This window comes from Blautia glucerasea (genome assembly GCF_013304385.1).
Taxonomy (GTDB): Bacteria; Bacillota; Clostridia; order Lachnospirales; family Lachnospiraceae; genus Blautia_A; species Blautia_A ammoniilytica.
This window is the reverse complement of sequence record NZ_JAAITU010000001.1, coordinates 170,758-185,998: the sequence shown is the minus strand read 5'-3', so window position 1 is coordinate 185,998 and position 15,241 is coordinate 170,758. Positions and strand designations below refer to the sequence as shown.

14 protein-coding genes are annotated in these 15,241 nt (G+C 42.2%); all 14 read right to left on the bottom strand.

The window, feature by feature from the left end; translation table 11 throughout:
• Positions 1–6: 6 nt before the first annotated feature.
• The 14 genes from pyrE to G5B11_RS00960 all read right to left on the bottom strand — a co-directional run bounded on the left by pyrE (position 7) and on the right by G5B11_RS00960 (position 15,240).
• Entirely contained in the window at positions 7–681 is a 675-nt protein-coding gene (gene pyrE, locus G5B11_RS01025; protein ID WP_173726549.1) for an orotate phosphoribosyltransferase, read from the bottom strand.
• 20 nt (positions 682–701) lie between these two features.
• Positions 702–1,607 carry a dihydroorotate dehydrogenase gene (locus G5B11_RS01020; protein ID WP_173726548.1) on the bottom strand — a complete coding sequence of 302 codons (906 nt, stop codon included), beginning with the start codon at positions 1,605–1,607 and terminating at the stop codon, positions 702–704.
• Positions 1,604–2,386 (bottom strand): dihydroorotate dehydrogenase electron transfer subunit, encoded by a 783-nt coding sequence (locus G5B11_RS01015; protein WP_173726547.1) that lies wholly within the window; start codon positions 2,384–2,386, stop codon positions 1,604–1,606. The genes G5B11_RS01020 and G5B11_RS01015 overlap by 4 nt, the downstream gene beginning before the upstream one ends.
• Before the next feature lie 10 nt (positions 2,387–2,396).
• Complete coding sequence (gene pyrF / locus G5B11_RS01010) at positions 2,397–3,326, bottom strand: orotidine-5'-phosphate decarboxylase (protein ID WP_158420667.1); 930 nt, start codon at positions 3,324–3,326, stop codon at positions 2,397–2,399.
• Positions 3,319–4,614, bottom strand: a complete 1,296-nt coding sequence (locus tag G5B11_RS01005) for a dihydroorotase (RefSeq protein WP_158420666.1) — start codon at positions 4,612–4,614, stop codon at positions 3,319–3,321. The genes pyrF and G5B11_RS01005 overlap by 8 nt, the downstream gene beginning before the upstream one ends.
• A gap of 241 nt (positions 4,615–4,855) precedes the next feature.
• Positions 4,856–6,091: a tyrosine-type recombinase/integrase gene (locus tag G5B11_RS01000; protein ID WP_173726546.1), complete on the bottom strand. Its 1,236-nt coding sequence runs from the start codon at positions 6,089–6,091 to the stop codon at positions 4,856–4,858.
• Between the two features lie 79 nt (positions 6,092–6,170).
• On the bottom strand, positions 6,171–6,353 hold the full coding sequence (locus G5B11_RS00995) for an excisionase (RefSeq protein WP_173726545.1): 183 nt from the start codon (positions 6,351–6,353) through the stop codon (positions 6,171–6,173).
• Positions 6,354–6,485: 132 nt separating this feature from the next.
• On the bottom strand, positions 6,486–6,785 hold the full coding sequence (locus tag G5B11_RS00990; RefSeq protein WP_173726544.1) for a hypothetical protein: 300 nt from the start codon (positions 6,783–6,785) through the stop codon (positions 6,486–6,488).
• Positions 6,763–7,068 (bottom strand): phage holin family protein, encoded by a 306-nt coding sequence (locus tag G5B11_RS00985; RefSeq protein ID WP_173726543.1) that lies wholly within the window; start codon positions 7,066–7,068, stop codon positions 6,763–6,765. Before G5B11_RS00985 ends, G5B11_RS00990 begins: the two co-directional genes overlap by 23 nt.
• Positions 7,069–7,070: 2 nt before the next feature.
• Positions 7,071–7,334, bottom strand: a complete 264-nt coding sequence (locus tag G5B11_RS00980) for a hypothetical protein (protein ID WP_173726542.1) — start codon at positions 7,332–7,334, stop codon at positions 7,071–7,073.
• Positions 7,335–7,336: 2 nt separating this feature from the next.
• The gene (pilV, locus tag G5B11_RS00975; protein WP_173726541.1) at positions 7,337–9,850 is read right to left on the bottom strand and encodes a shufflon system plasmid conjugative transfer pilus tip adhesin PilV; all 2,514 of its coding nucleotides are present in this window, start codon (positions 9,848–9,850) and stop codon (positions 7,337–7,339) included.
• A gap of 16 nt (positions 9,851–9,866) precedes the next feature.
• Positions 9,867–11,735 (bottom strand): hypothetical protein, encoded by a 1,869-nt coding sequence (locus tag G5B11_RS00970; RefSeq protein WP_173726540.1) that lies wholly within the window; start codon positions 11,733–11,735, stop codon positions 9,867–9,869.
• Between the two features lie 6 nt (positions 11,736–11,741).
• A complete protein-coding gene (locus G5B11_RS00965; protein WP_173726539.1) occupies positions 11,742–12,830 on the bottom strand; it encodes a hypothetical protein in 1,089 nt (362 codons plus the stop codon).
• Between the two features lies 1 nt (position 12,831).
• Positions 12,832–15,240, bottom strand: coding sequence for a fibronectin type III domain-containing protein (locus G5B11_RS00960; protein WP_173726538.1), 2,409 nt, complete (start codon positions 15,238–15,240; stop codon positions 12,832–12,834).
• Position 15,241: the final 1 nt, after the last annotated feature.

The following is a 15,241-nucleotide window of genomic DNA, read 5'->3' as shown; positions in this document are numbered from 1 at the left end:
CTCCTTTTATTCTGCGCCATACTGCTGATAATATGCGTCAATGGAAGCTTTCAATGTATCATCAATGATCACTTTTCCTTTATATTCTTTATTGTACAGATGCTCTACCACCTCTGCCATGGTAACAATGGCAGTTGTTTCAAGTCCATATTTCTCCTGGATCTCCTTTAAAGCGCTTTTTGTTCCCTGACCACGTTCCATGCGGTCTACAGATACAACCAGACCGATGGGATTTACATCGCCCTGTGCCTTGATAATAGGAAGTGTTTCCTGGATAGATGTGCCTGCAGTAGTAACATCCTCAATGATCACCACCTTGTCCCCATCCTGGATCGGACTGCCAAGAAGGATTCCTTTATCTCCATGATCCTTTACCTCTTTACGGTTTGAACAATAACGGATATCCTTCCCGTATTCTTCGCTAATAGCCATAGTAGCTGCTACTGTAAGGGGAATCCCCTTATAAGCAGGTCCGAACAGTACATCAAAATCCAGTCCGAACTTGTTATGGATGGCTTTTGCATAATACTCTCCCAGCTTGCGAAGCTGTGCGCCTGTTCTATAAAATCCGGTATTTACAAAGAAAGGGGTCTTTCTTCCTGATTTTGTAACAAAATCTCCGAATTTCAGCACATTGCAATCAATCATAAATTCAATAAATTCCTGTTTATATCTTTCCATAGCAATCTGATTCCTCCATATTATTCCACACATCCAATGATCTCACCAAGATCATGGATCTTCTGTTTTTCCATAAATGCCTGTATCCCTTCTGCGATCTGGATCGTAGCATAAGGGTTAAAGAAATTAGCAGTACCTACCGATACGGCAGTTGCACCTGCCATCAGAAACTCAATGGCATCCTCTGCTGTGGCAATCCCTCCCATACCGATCACTGGGATCTTTACTGCATGGGCTGCCTGATATACCATACGTACAGCCACAGGCTTTACTGCAGGGCCAGACATACCGCCGGTCTTATTAGCCAGGGCAAATGTACGCCGGTTAATATCGATCTTCATGCCTGTCAGTGTATTGATCAGGGATATTACATCTGCGCCCCCTGCTTCTGCCGCTTTTGCCATTACCGTAATATCTGTTACGTTAGGACTCAGCTTCATGATCACAGGCTGGGCAGCATATTTCTTCACTTCTTTTGTAATAGCTTCCAAAGCCTTTGGATCCTGCCCGAAAGCAATGCCGCCTTCCTTCACATTGGGGCAGGAAACATTGATTTCCAACATATCCACCGGCTCACTGGCCAGCCGTTCCACTACTTGGCAGTAATCTTCCACAGACCTGCCACATACATTTACAATAATCTTTGTATCATAATTCTTAAGGAATGGGATATCCCGCTCACAGAAAACATCAATTCCCGGATTCTGAAGGCCTATGGCATTCAGCATGCCGCCACAAGTCTCTGTTACCCTCGGCACCGGATTCCCTGGCCAGGGCACATTTGCCACTCCCTTGGTCACCACTGCCCCAAGCTTGTTCAGATCCACAAACTCACTGTATTCACTGCCGGATCCGAATGTTCCGGAGGCAGTCATTACAGGATTTTTAAGTTCCACCCCAGCCAGAGTCACTTTTGTATTGATCATAATTCTACCTCCGTACTGAGAAATACAGGTCCATCTTTGCATACCCGCTTATTATGCACATGGGAATGGTCATCCACTTCTGTAGACTGGCATACACAGCCAAGACATGCTCCTACACCACAGGCCATACGTTCTTCCATGGAAATCCAGCAGGGAATCTGATGCTCCAGCGCGTACGCTTTAATAGCTCGAAGCATAGGCTTTGGTCCACAAGCAAAGATCACATCTGCTGCAAGCTGCTCTTCTCTGACAGTATCCAGAACATTTCCTTTGGTACCGGCAGAGCCATCCTCTGTAGCCACGTAAACCTTTCCATAATCTTGAAACTCTTTATCAAGAAACAGCTGATCCCTGTATCCCAGTACAGCTGTCACATCTGCCTCTGTCTCTTTTGCAGTCTGAAGCATAGGTGGGATCCCGATACCACCGCCCATAAGCAGAACTTTTTTCCCTTTTGCTTCCCCAAGGGGAAAACCATTACCGAGAGGCCCAAGTACAGGAATGGTATCTCCTGGCTGTAATCTGGAAAACTCTTCTGTACCAGTACCTTGTCCTGTTACTCTGTAAACAAGTCTTAGCCTGCCCTTTTCCCTGTCGATCTGACACAGACTGATCGGTCTTGGCAGAAGCTTACTCTGATCTTTACAATACAGGGATACAAACTGCCCTGGTACTGCTTCCGAAGCAATCTCTTCTGTCTGGATCCACAAGCTGTATATATCTGTGCCTATGCATTCCTGGCTGACTACTGTACAGATTTCTTTTGTCTTTTTACTCATATGCTTTCCCCTATCTTCCCTCAAGTGCTGTACTAATATCCAGGATCATATCCTTCACAGCCTGACGGGAAGCCTGTGCATATCCCTCTTCACCAAAAGATGCATATTTCTCCTGCTTGTAAGCAGCAATGATTCCTCTGGAAGAGTTCACAATAGCGCCAAGTCCGTCTTTGTTAAAGAAGTGAACCAGATCCTTGCCTTTACCGCCTTGTGCACCATATCCAGGTACCAGGATAAAAGTTTTCGGCATCAGCTTCCTAAGAACCTTGCCCATCTCCGGATAGGTTGCTCCTACGACAGCTCCAACATAGCTGTACCCCTCTTTACCAACAGCATCCTTGCCCCACTGATCCACCTTTTCGCCAACCCACTCGTACAAGGGGCGCTTATCAATGAGACGGTCCTGAAATTCTCCGCTGGAAGGATTGGATGTTTTCACAAGAACAAAAATACCTTTTTTCTCTTCCTTGCATACATCCACAAAAGGCTTTACACCATCTGTTCCAAGATATGGATTTACAGTAGCAAAATCTTCGTCAAAACCTGCATAGGACTTTCTTCCAACCTGTACTTTGCCCAGATGTCCTACTGCATAGGCAGTAGATGTGGATCCGATATCTCCTCTTTTAATATCGCCGATCACCACAAGCCCTTTAGATTTGCAATAATCAATGGTTCTTTTGTATGCTACAAGTCCCGGAATACCAAACTGCTCATACATAGCGATCTGTGGCTTCACTGCAGGGATCAGATCATAAACCTCATCTACGATTCCTTTATTATACTGCCAGATTGCCTCTGCAGCCCCTTCCAAAGTCTCTCCGAATTCCTGGTAAGCATCTTTTTTGATCTGCTCCGGAATATAATTCAGCATAGGATCCAGTCCTACTACAATTGGTGCTCCTGTTTTCTTGATTTTGGTAATCAGCTTGTCAATCATGATCTTCCTCCTGGTAAATAATCTTTCCATCACACAGGGTGTAAAGAACCCTGCCCTTTACTTCCCATCCATCAAAAGGTGTATTCCTGCCTTTTGAAGCAAATTTATTTTTGTCTATCTTATAAGGATGCTCTATATCCACAAGGATCACATCCGCAGGATGTCCTTTCTGGATCGTGCCACAGTCCAAACCAAGGATTTTTGCCGGATTCAGGCACATCTTTTCCACAAGCTGGCCCAATGTAAGCACTCCTGTTTCCACAAGATGTGTATAAATCAGTGGCAGACTTGTCTCCAAACCTACAATGCCAAATGCCGCACTTCTCATAGATCCATTCTTATCCTCCTGGCTGTGAGGTGCATGATCTGTACTGATGGCCTGGATATATCCTTCCTTCAATCCTTCACGTAAAGCCTCCACATCCTCCTTCTTGCGAAGGGGTGGATTCATCTTATAATTAGAATCATCAGATGGAATATCATCAGATGTCAGGATCAGATGATGAGGGCACACCTCTGCGGTTACATTGGTGATCCCAGCCTCTGACAGTGCCTTCATCATAAAAGCTGTCCCCTTGGTGGAACAGTGGCAGAGATGCAGCCTGGCTCCTGTCTCGCATGCCAAGATAATATCCCTTGCAGCGATCACATCTTCTACTGCATTGCTAATGCCTGGAAGCCGAAGTCTTCTTGCATTCTCGTCATCATTCATACACCCGTTCCCACGCAGGTCAATATCTTCACAGTGATCCAGCACCGGCAGGTCACATCTTGCTGCTATTGTCATGGCTTCTTTGCAAAGCTTTGCATCCATTACAGATTTACCATCTTCGGAAAGAGCCGGTACTCCTGCATCTGCCATTCCTTTAATATCAGAAAGCTCTTTGCCCTGTTCTCCTCTGGTCATGGCTCCAGCCTGCAGCACATGGATCTGTGAAAGCTGTGCAGCTTTATTTTGTACATACCTTACTCGATCCGGCTCATCGATCACCGGTGTGGTATTGGGCATTGTCACCACAGTAGTCACTCCGCCTCTGGCTGCAGCCCTGGATCCTGTCTCAATCGTTTCTTTATACTCCTGGCCTGGATCCCGGAAATGTACATGAAGATCAACTATACCTGGCATTACCACCAGCCCATCCGCATCAATGACCCGATCCCCTGCATCAGCTTTTTGCAAGTTCTCGCCAATCTCCTGGATCACACCATCGTCCAGGTATAAATCCATCACTTTATCGGTATTTGTCGCTGCGTCGATCACACGACCGCCACGGATCAAAACACCCATTCAGATCTCTCCCTTCTGAGTTGCCTGTTTTCATTCCATTCACAGAGTTATTCCAAAATACTCTAAGTTACATAATACACGAAAATGTCCATTTGGTCTTTTTTCTTCATAAAACTCAATATTTTCATGCAATATGTACAATTATTTGATCGTTTTGAAATTACTTTTCATTACTTTTTATTACTTCTCATTACTTCTCGTTTTGCCGATAATTCGTATTTAATTCGTAAAACAGCTCTCATTACGCCAAGCTATTCGCAATCGCATTAACCTCGATTAATTGCTGTTCTTCGTTTTTTGCACTCACATAACGATTCATTGTCATACGAATATCACTATGTCCCAAAATAGATTGTAAAGTTTTCGGAGGCAAATCTTGCATGTTAGTCGCAAAAGTGTGCCTACACGTATGTGCTTCAAATTTACGAATTGGTTTGTCTGGGTTTGCAGCATTGTATCGTCTAATGCAATTTTCTAAATATTCTGAAACGGATGAACGAACAATAGTGTTATGCTTCCTCGCACCAAGAAAAACAAACCCATCGTAAGCATTGCCATTTTGATCGTAACAAACCGGCTCAATACCACCATTCACATATCGCTTATCAAGCACTTTTTTAAAACATTCGTAGACACCATCAGTCATTGGAATAGTACGTATCCCATTCGTAGTTTTAGTGTTTAAAACCACATGTACACGATTAATGAACTGAAGCTGTTTCTCCACTCTTATCAAGTGCCTCTCCATGTCTATATTATCTAAAGTTAATCCACACAATTCGGATACTCTGAGCCCAGTCCAAAACAAAATATAAAGTATCTCGTAACAATGTGCGCTGCGAGGATCGTTTTTGCAAAAATCGAGAAAACGATTCATATCTTCTATGGACAGTGCTCCCATTACTTTGCTATCGCTTGTATCTGTATAAATTCGTCTAAAAGGATTTTTAACCACATAGTCATAATCAACGGCATACTCGAACGCTCGTTTTATTAGAGTTATTTGTATATGCAAGGTTGATCCTCGATATTTTTTCTTCATATCGGTTAGCCATTTTTCGCAATGAACTGGCTTTACGCTTCCAATCTCCATATGACCAAGTTTATGCTGTTCTAATGATTTGACTACGTGATCGTAGGATCGTTTTGTATTATATCTCAGTTCTTTTCTATTATATAGAGTTTCGAGATACTCATTCAGAAGCTCAATAAGAGTCAACTTAGAACCATCTATATTAATATCGTTCTCTAATAACGATTGTATCTCGGCCTCTTTTTCTCTTAAACTCTTCCCCACCCTCTTTCCTTTTGGTACTTGGTCCATCGCCTCCAAACGATATGAACTAATCACTCTCTTCTTTCCGAAAGTATCTGTATACCGATATTCATACCGTTTTGTTTTAGGATTGTAATACTCATTCACCCGAAGAGATTTTCTTGCGGGCTTGTGTTTCTCACTCATAGTTTTGTTTGCCATTATCGAAATCCTCCTTATTAAACAATAAGTGACTCCGAATGCATAAATATAATAACACACTCGGAAAACTTTGTCGATATTATACCTGCTCAGCGTTATTTATAAACTCTTCAAAAGGCTTTCTCTTGATTTTAATGACTCGCCCAACAGTCAAATGATACACGCAGTTATAATCATCAACGACTATTTTTCGTAATCGATGTTGACCAATCCCGAAAAGTTCCGAAGCCTCAGATATAGATAACAATACTTTATCCTGCATTTAATACACCTCCATTCTGAGGTTCATAATAAGGAATATTTCTGTAACCTGGATACGGAAAACAAAAAGGCGATGTTTGTATCGCAGAAAATACCCGGAGCACTCGTATTTGAATACCCCGGGCACATCTTTCTATTTATTTATTAAATAATCCTGAAGCTCGTCTCGAGCCTCTTTCATACGATCAATTCCGTTGCCGGTAATATCATGATTAATAATCACTAGCAAGCATTGTAAAATCATCCGGTTTGAGTTCTCGAACTCTTTCATGCGTTGATCATCATTTGCTAACAATCGTTCATGCTTTGCGACAACATCTTTCAAATCCTGATTCGGTTTTCGGACCTCTTTTATGATTTTCCATAAGCCCCATAGCCCCGCAACAAGTGTACAAAACCAAATCAGCTGATCACTCGATATCGTGAACCCCATCGGCAGCATCCTCCTCGGTGGATTTTCCTTCTATAAATGATTTAAATGCCTGGTGTAAACCAGTTGAAGCCAGTCCCATAAATGCTCCATAGACAACCATCTCAATGCCCGGTCCATTAACCACACAATTGAGGACTGCTCCGACAACAGCCAAGATCGCCGGAATATCATTGTTCGGGATCTTTTTCAAGAAAGTGGTGTGCTTGATCAAATATCCCAAAATAAGACAAGCCAACACAACCACAACTGCATAATGATCTGTTAAAATTTTAGTGAAATCCATATTTACGCCTCGCTTTCTGCGGATTCAGCATCCGCCTCTTTTTTAGATTCTTCAAGTGCTTTTTCATATGTAGCTTTTTCATTCAGATACTGCTGAGTTAATGTGTTACGAACATTTTCGGCTACGTCGTCCATGATTGGCTGTATGACAACCAATGGTAGACCTGAATCATTAATAAGTTTAATGAGATTATCTGCAAATTCTTTTCTCGCAACAAGAGTTGGTTTAGCAACTGTTACTGGTTTTTTAGCAACTACTTTTTTCATCTTTATTTAGCCCTCCTTATACTTGAAAGTTCCATTTTGACCTTATTTAATTCCTCGTTTAATTCTTGCAATGCTTTTACTACGTATGCAGTCACTTGTAATTCATTTACTGATTTGTAGTATGGATGTCCGTCAACCTCTCCTCCGCCATCGGTAAGCGTGGGATCAATCTGCTCCAATTCATCGGCGATGAAACCAATTCTATATTTTTCATGAGAATCTTTTCTTGTAAAAGAGTGGAGCTGCATAGTGTTTATCACATCCATGGCGTTAGCAACTTCTGGTTCTTTTATGTCAGTTTTCAAACGAATATCAGACAACGCTTTAGAACATGCTTGCGCCAAGCTATACCACACCCAGTTTCCGTTATACCTTGTCTGGATCCAAAGAGCCCCGGGATAATCGGCGCTGCTATAGAGATATGCTCTATTTCCGGCAGCCATTGGTCCGATTACAATACCAACATTGGCACCACTCCTATTTTGTCCAACATATATATCTCCTGTAGCACCAGCTATCGATAATGGAACTAGGTTTGTATTGACATCATAAAAGCTGAATAGATGTGCATCACCTGTTCCCGTTATACTTCCAAATGCCCAACTAGCCCCGCCACGATTGCACCAATATTCGCCATTAAGTCTGAATGAATGATCGGAACTGACAATCGTACAATGCAATCCATTTGTTGTATCATAAAATCCGAATTGATTTGTATCCCCCGTTCCGGTTCCACATCCGAATCTCCAATCAGTAGTTCTGCACGCGCTAAATTCGAACCCTGACTGAATAATTCCGCCGGTGACAATATTTTTATTATTATAAGCTCGAATCCACTGGTCGTCTATCATGTACCAACCGCCGCCATGGTCTTCACTATACCATCCAGTAGATCCTTTTGATCGAAACCAATTGTCGGTATATACGGTATTCGCAGTTATGGCACCACTAATTGACGCTGTTGCTGCGGACAAATCCTTTTGAACAACAACATCACCGCTATTCTTCACTACAAAAGCATCACTTCGAGTATCATTGTTTGCGCCGTTGCCAACTGAAAATATTTTCTTAGCTCCGGTTGTGTCATTTTTATCGCTTACATTATAACTTCCGACTGCGAAATGACCATTTTGATATGATACAACTCCATCACCAAAGGCGTACGAAAGCATACCATGAGCAATAGACCCTTGTCCTCCGGCATGAGATGCGTACCCGCTAGCTTCATTCCCATCTCCCTCAACAAAAGAGAAACTTCTTTCGACGGTGTTTGTTTTTCGTTTTCCGAAAGTATACGCCGATAATAGAGGTGTTTTTGCGGTACCGTCGTCATTGTACCCAACGCTAATACTTGCAGCTAATCTCGAATCGGTATCAGTATTGGCATAAAATTTTACGCCATCTGAATCTAAAATGACATGTCTTTTGTCATTATCCCCGATCTGTGTTTTATCCGCAAATATACCAAATTTCGTACCATTAGCTGAATTTGATGCTGCTTGAAAAAAGCTAACCATGTTTCCGTCAGCGGACGTATCCATGACCACAAGTTGCCGCATCAAATCGTAATAACCGACTGTCGTCCCCACCTTATCAGTAAATTCGACACGGAAAACATATGATTCCCCTATATCATAAGTCCCTGGAATAACGTTCGGTGATGTGTGTCCAAACACGTCAACCAACACGGTAGTCAAATCATTCAAATATACATTGATCGACACCATGCTATTTGCCACGCCAGCTACATTTTCCTGAAAGGTACATCCGAAAGTCAAATATGGTTTATCAATATCGTCACCCTCACCCCATGCCACGTGGCAGTCAGATGCCGGAATAGGATACTCGTATTTGTACACCGTAACTGTTTCATTGGCCTCATGTGTATTTCCTCGCGAATCAACAGCCTTTACACTTATGGATTTCAATTCTCCATTATTCTGTGAGGACGTTAGCGTTCCAAGGTCGAATGAAACTGTCTCATTACCTCCACATAACGATGACTCAATTCTTTTAGAATATACTTTTCTGTCAACTTCTACGGTTATGTTTTGTGATGCCCCATATGTTCCGGCAACGTCAAACGAAATCACATGTTCTGTAACATTTGATAAGCTTTTGCCTTGAAATGCATCTGTCAATTCCATTTTGACGTTCGAAATCTTTGGGTATATTTTCGGATTCATTTTAAGTGTGAAATATGACAATTTAGGTTCGATGATCGCACCTTTTACATCACGTGTAACTATTCCAAAGCATGCGGAACACGTGAACGAATTTGTTATAAATGGACCGAAATCGTCACTGGATAATGTCCATTTTATAACACCTGTTGTGGTTGAATTTTCCACAATAGTTTTCTTAAATTGAAAAACTCCATGATTAACTGAAGAAGGAATCATACAGGTAATCGTATATGTAAGTCCCGTTACGTCGCCGAACGATTCAACTTCAAAGGTATACGATTTATCTGTTTCATAGCTTCTATTATTATCAAACACCAATTTATACGCCATGTTATCACCCCTCCTTTCAAGCCAAAATTAATGACATATTCCCATTTCGTCTCGGAACGAACTGCAAACGTCCTATTTTCAATAACTTATGTATCTCGCCGGCTCCAATATTGAGTTTTCTCCCGGTAATCCATGCCGTGGTGTCTGCATCCGGCGTTATCTCAAAATTGCTGTCACCACCTTTAAACTGGATTGAATCATTTGACAATTTGAGTTTCAGCTTACTTGACGATTCACCAAGAATAATATCGCCGTTCACGAATGAAATATAATCCGTGTGAGTTTCAGGAGATGCGCTTGAACGGTTAAGGATTTTATCCCATCGGTACTGCCATCCTTGAATGTCTGAAATAAACGAGTTAATTTGCTCAATCGAACTAGACAAATCGTCGAACTCAGATCTTTTCACCCGAAGTACGATCTCGTTTGCATTCTGCTCAATCTGGCTCTCTGCGGTTTTCACCCTATTACTTACATCTGTAACTGAATCTTCTGTAGCCACGGCTTTAGATTTAAGTAAAATCTTTGATGCATTAATCTCCAAGTTTCCAAGAACACCATTAAAGTCAAAACTTCCATTTTTTCCAACAAGTTTAAAGCTTCCGTCGGGGTATGCCTGCAATGGCGATTCGTTAGAACCGGTTAGTGAGGCGTCGCCCATACCAAACCCAGTCGTTGAAATATAAATTCCGCTATGTGCGTCATTGATGGATTCTTTCCCGATATAAATAGCAGAATTACTCATTTCAAACCCTGCTATTTTTGCCCGGAAAGCTGACAAGTCAACCACTTCGATGGACGCAGCTTCGAACTTCGTGCCGTTCGCATCTGCCTCTGCTACACCATTTGCCATGTTGATTGCTTTAACGATAGAATATCCGCCATCTCCGTCAGCAATGAGAAGACGTTCAGTTTTGAGCGTACCAACTGTAATGTTGTCGGCATTAACTGAATTAATCTTCGCCGCTTCGATTGTTGCATCAGCAATTTTTGCGTTTGTTATCGCACCGTCATGTATCGCAGCTGACCCGATAGCACCTTTTTTAATCTTACCGTCTTCAATCCATTCCACGCTAACGTTTGAAAAATCAATCTTAGCGTATCCTGCCTCTAAATCGCCGGTCTTCAGATAATTCGATTCTATCGTTTTAATCCTACCCTCGAGCGCATTCACTGTACCGATGGTTGCGTATCCGGCCTGAAGTTCGATTATCTCAGCAACATTGGTATTCAATTTCGATATGCTAGCGTCGTATGCCGTAAACTTTTCAGATGTCAAATTTTCAAAATTACCATATGCTGTTTTTAAATTGTATAGCTCAGCATTTGAAGCTTTAAAATCTTCCGCTTTTGCATATGTAATTTCAGCAGTTTCAGCATCCAGTTTTTTGGTTTTCAGATTTTCAATATCACCATTTTGAGCCGTTAAGGTTTCTTTAATGGTGGCGTTATCAGCCTTGAGTTCGCCAATACTAGCAGCGTTTGCCGTCAGCTGATTTTTAATCGTGACATTTTCTGAAACCAAAGTATCAATGCGACCTCTCTCTACTTCAAGATCACTGATACTTGCTTTGTTCGCTATCAAAACGTCAAAAACACCAATCGCTGCAGTAAGTTCAACAACGTCCTCATTTCTCGCTGAGGGTGCTGTCATATTGCCAGTGATTAAAGCCGTATGATTCTTTAAAAGGATGGAGACTCTTTCTCCGTCTTTTGCTGTAACCGTTGTGACAGCCGGAGTAAGAACATCGGCACCATCAAACTTAACGAAGACCTGATCTCCTACAATTTTGACGGTGCCATATAATGTACTTTCCTGCCTCTTTTCGGTTTTATCGTTTGTTATCTTAACAAATTCGGATATTAAATCCACTGGTAAGCCCATATCTCATCACCCCCAAAATCGTTCCGTATAAACTGCTTTTTCCGTTACTTTGCATCCAGGGGTACATGATATAGATTGGCTTATAACCTTGGCTTTCACATTAACGATGCCAGCCCGTTCATAGTTCAATCGGACACAATCGCCAACCCTCACAGGACAATAACCATGCGAATATGAAACCGTAAATTCCACAGATGATTTACTCTTCAAAAGTCCTTCTGCATATTTTTGTATCTGAAGATTGGTAGGCGTTCCTGCGAAATCTGTATTTGTCTCTCGATAAACAATTTCCCGGCCACGGTTCTGGACAGATATCGGGCTATTGGGATCATCGTTTACTACACGAGCTGAGAAGTTCTCGTTGTGTTTCGAGTACACAACTTCCACCACATTCGGGATTCCATATAAATCATGACTTGTACTGATTTCAGGATATAGAATTGAGCTATTATCATCATCGAATGTTGTGACAGGCTGTAAAGAAGCCGTATCCTGAACTGGTAAGAACAAGATACGGCTCAATTCATCAAGACCTAATTCATATTTTGCATTTGCGACGAGATCTTTTGTATAGGAAAGCCACGTATCACTCTCCTCGGCAACGAAATCCGAATACAACGTTTCGGAACATGTCGGCTCCACCACCGGTGCTCGAGTCTGCTCTCTCACAATGCGGTAAGCATTTGTCATGATGTTTGCGCCTTTCAGAATTGAATATCCGATTGGTGGTGGTACATCTTTCATCTCGAGCAATGGCGTATACGCTTCGATAGGTGTCGTTTTAACCATCCCATCAAAGCTTGTAGAGGTGCTTTGGATGAGAAATGTCCCTAACGGGAACTTCTCAGAAATTCCATTTTGACCGGTCACAAGGTATACCCGGACATAACATTCCCGATTCCTTCCAACGATGTTTGAAAACTCATTGTTATTGTCCGTTAGTTCGATGCTTGCAGACCCGAGCGTGTCAGCACTTGAGTCTCTTTCGATCGTACAAGTCTTGATGGTTGTTAGACGTGTCTTATCTTTCCAAGTTCCGGGATCGACCACGTAGTATTCAAAGGTTTGCGACATTGGTTTTGTCCAATCAGGCATATTACTTACCTCCTTCTACTCGTGTGATTTCGATTGTTACCGGAATTGTTGTTTCGCAATGGGTCTGACTAAATGAAACGGTGATGTTTGCCCAGCACCCGCTTCCGGATGGTTCTCGAACATATACATCACCCTGATAATCTTTCAATCTTCTAAGCATGTTCAACGTGTTGATGTCATCTCGCACAATATCCAGTTTCCAGGACTGAGAATCTCCAAGCTGAGTACCGTAATAACTAACGGGGTACTTACGTCCAATGTACTTCACCAAGGAAACATCCGGGCTTGACTTTTCCGAAACATCCAGGTTATACGGAAGCACCAATGTGTCCGCTTGCTGAAAATCTTCATAAATCGTCAAATCTCCCTGCTCGTCGTATTCCACTGATACGGGCCACTTCTCATTCCATTGAATAATTGCAGCATCTTCTCCTATTTCGTACGGAAACATGTCAACATAACCAACAATACCTGTTGTTGAATTAATTGCCACTATACGATAACTTGCATAATTCAAAGACGGATGAGGATCGAGAACTGTTGTTCCATTTTGAAGGTTCGAGCCTATTTCAATCAAATTCCCGTTAGGTTCAACTCGGTATACCGATAACATAACCCCTTCCACCGGAGTATCGTCTTCGTTCGTGCAATACGCATGGATAAGCATTGCATACTCATCCTGAAGATATGTCAATTCACTAGCTTCTGGAATATACTCACCGTTATCAGACCAATTTATTGTTATAGACACTGACGATTCAACAGTCAGCCCAGAATTTAAAGAAGCAGTGACTGATAGCGTATACTCTTCTCCGTTTTCCAGATTCACATCTCCTGCAGAGATCAAAACGTCGAGAACAGATGTTATGTCGAAATATTTCCCATAAACTTCATCACCCTCGGAAACAATCTTATCGTTTCCAGCATAGTCTGAGATAACGTAAGATGTCTTTGCCTTGATGGAAATGTAATATCCAATCGGAGCTTGTGTATTAGGACCTGTCACTGCTTTTACGTGGAAAGGCAATTCCGTAATCGTGTTAATTCCGGTATTTTGACTGTCATACAATGTTAAGATCATCGTTGGCTTTGCATATATGTTGATTTCTCTCGATACTGACCACTCGCCATATTCATTAGTAATACCGGCAGTTCTAACTCGCCAATTGATCTTAACACCCTCGCTATATGTGTTAGTGGAAAGCGTGTAAACACTTGTCTTATCTTTGTCATCTTCGCCACGATTGTTCGGTACAGTTATTGTCGGCTGCACCGCTCCATTAATAGTCAATTCGAGTTCGGCTTTCGTTTGACTTGATCCATCCTGAGCGTTGTGCACCCAATACAATAAAATATCCTCCCCAACCATACCGGTAGTTGAGGAGGACCATGTTGTTGGAGCGGCAGGATCTCTTCCAAGAATCCTCGACGCAATGTAAGACCAACCGGATTCGCCAGCGCTATTCTTCGCCCGAACCCTTACAAAATATTCCTGACCAGATTCCAAACCAGTTAAGATATATGTTGTGTCAGTCCCTTCGGACGATACACTTTGCACTTCGTTTGAATTGTTTTCCAGATACTCCCTCTTTGTAGCATACTGAATGTCATACCCGGTGCAATTAGATACGCCGGTCCATTGGATTTGTAACGACGTCTTTGATTTTGCAACCAGTAAAGGCATCTGTAGCGGAACTTCTGGAGGCGCATAGAAATTGTCTGTGTAATCCGACCAATAACCATAGTCGGAATCATCGTTACTCTGAGCTTTCCGTTTACCACGACAGCAAACTTTATATCGATGCCCAGGACTCATTGTATAAGTCCAAGTTACGTTACCTTTCCCATTAACCCATGTGATCGGTATTGTATTTGATTCCTTGTTATCAGCTAGAGGTGAATCGTCGATTACAACCTTGAACTGTACGTATTGGGCAGTCCACAATGGGTCCAGGTTGGTAAGGGTGATGTCCAACTGACATTTGTTAAATTCGTTTACCGTTACAGTTGGTATATCAGCCTGCTCTGGCTTAACGGTGTTAAAAGACAGGGTTTTCCATCCTGAGGAAACCGCTGTAAATTTGGGTACCGTGGTTGTTTTTGTCTTACCTTTGGTTCCGGTCGACACAGTCTTCTTTGTGGTATTTGCCGTGGCCTTTACCCGTACCCGGACATACAATGCATTATCTGGGGCAGTGTAGGTATTGACCTGAACCGCTTTGTTGTTGCCAACCGGTTTAACCGTACTTGAAGATCCGTCGAACCACACATTCTGTCCGGTGCCGTACTGCCAGGTAACGGTATACTCTTTCGTATCTTTATTCTTCGCCCAAGTCCACTGAATGAACACAGTCCTACTGGTATTCGCTTGTATGTCAATTGTCTTTATTATTGGTACTGCTTTAGCCAAT

Excerpts from the sequence above, each read along its gene's own strand:
- G5B11_RS01015 (WP_173726547.1), bottom strand. The coding sequence starts at position 2,386 with ATGAGTAAAAAGACAAAAGAAATCTGTACAGTAGTCAGCCAGGAATGC.
- G5B11_RS00970 (WP_173726540.1), bottom strand. The coding sequence starts at position 11,735 with ATGGGCTTACCAGTGGATTTAATATCCGAATTTGTTAAGATAACAAAC.
- G5B11_RS01020 (WP_173726548.1), bottom strand. The coding sequence starts at position 1,607 with ATGATCAATACAAAAGTGACTCTGGCTGGGGTGGAACTTAAAAATCCT.
- G5B11_RS00990 (WP_173726544.1), bottom strand. The coding sequence starts at position 6,785 with ATGGGGTTCACGATATCGAGTGATCAGCTGATTTGGTTTTGTACACTT.
- G5B11_RS00965 (WP_173726539.1), bottom strand. The coding sequence starts at position 12,830 with ATGCCTGATTGGACAAAACCAATGTCGCAAACCTTTGAATACTACGTG.
- pyrE (WP_173726549.1), bottom strand. The coding sequence starts at position 681 with ATGGAAAGATATAAACAGGAATTTATTGAATTTATGATTGATTGCAAT.
- G5B11_RS00995 (WP_173726545.1), bottom strand. The coding sequence starts at position 6,353 with ATGCAGGATAAAGTATTGTTATCTATATCTGAGGCTTCGGAACTTTTC.
- G5B11_RS01000 (WP_173726546.1), bottom strand. The coding sequence starts at position 6,091 with ATGGCAAACAAAACTATGAGTGAGAAACACAAGCCCGCAAGAAAATCT.
- pilV (WP_173726541.1), bottom strand. The coding sequence starts at position 9,850 with ATGGCGTATAAATTGGTGTTTGATAATAATAGAAGCTATGAAACAGAT.
- pyrF (WP_158420667.1), bottom strand. The coding sequence starts at position 3,326 with ATGATTGACAAGCTGATTACCAAAATCAAGAAAACAGGAGCACCAATT.
- G5B11_RS00985 (WP_173726543.1), bottom strand. The coding sequence starts at position 7,068 with ATGGATTTCACTAAAATTTTAACAGATCATTATGCAGTTGTGGTTGTG.
- G5B11_RS00980 (WP_173726542.1), bottom strand. The coding sequence starts at position 7,334 with ATGAAAAAAGTAGTTGCTAAAAAACCAGTAACAGTTGCTAAACCAACT.
- G5B11_RS01005 (WP_158420666.1), bottom strand. The coding sequence starts at position 4,614 with ATGGGTGTTTTGATCCGTGGCGGTCGTGTGATCGACGCAGCGACAAAT.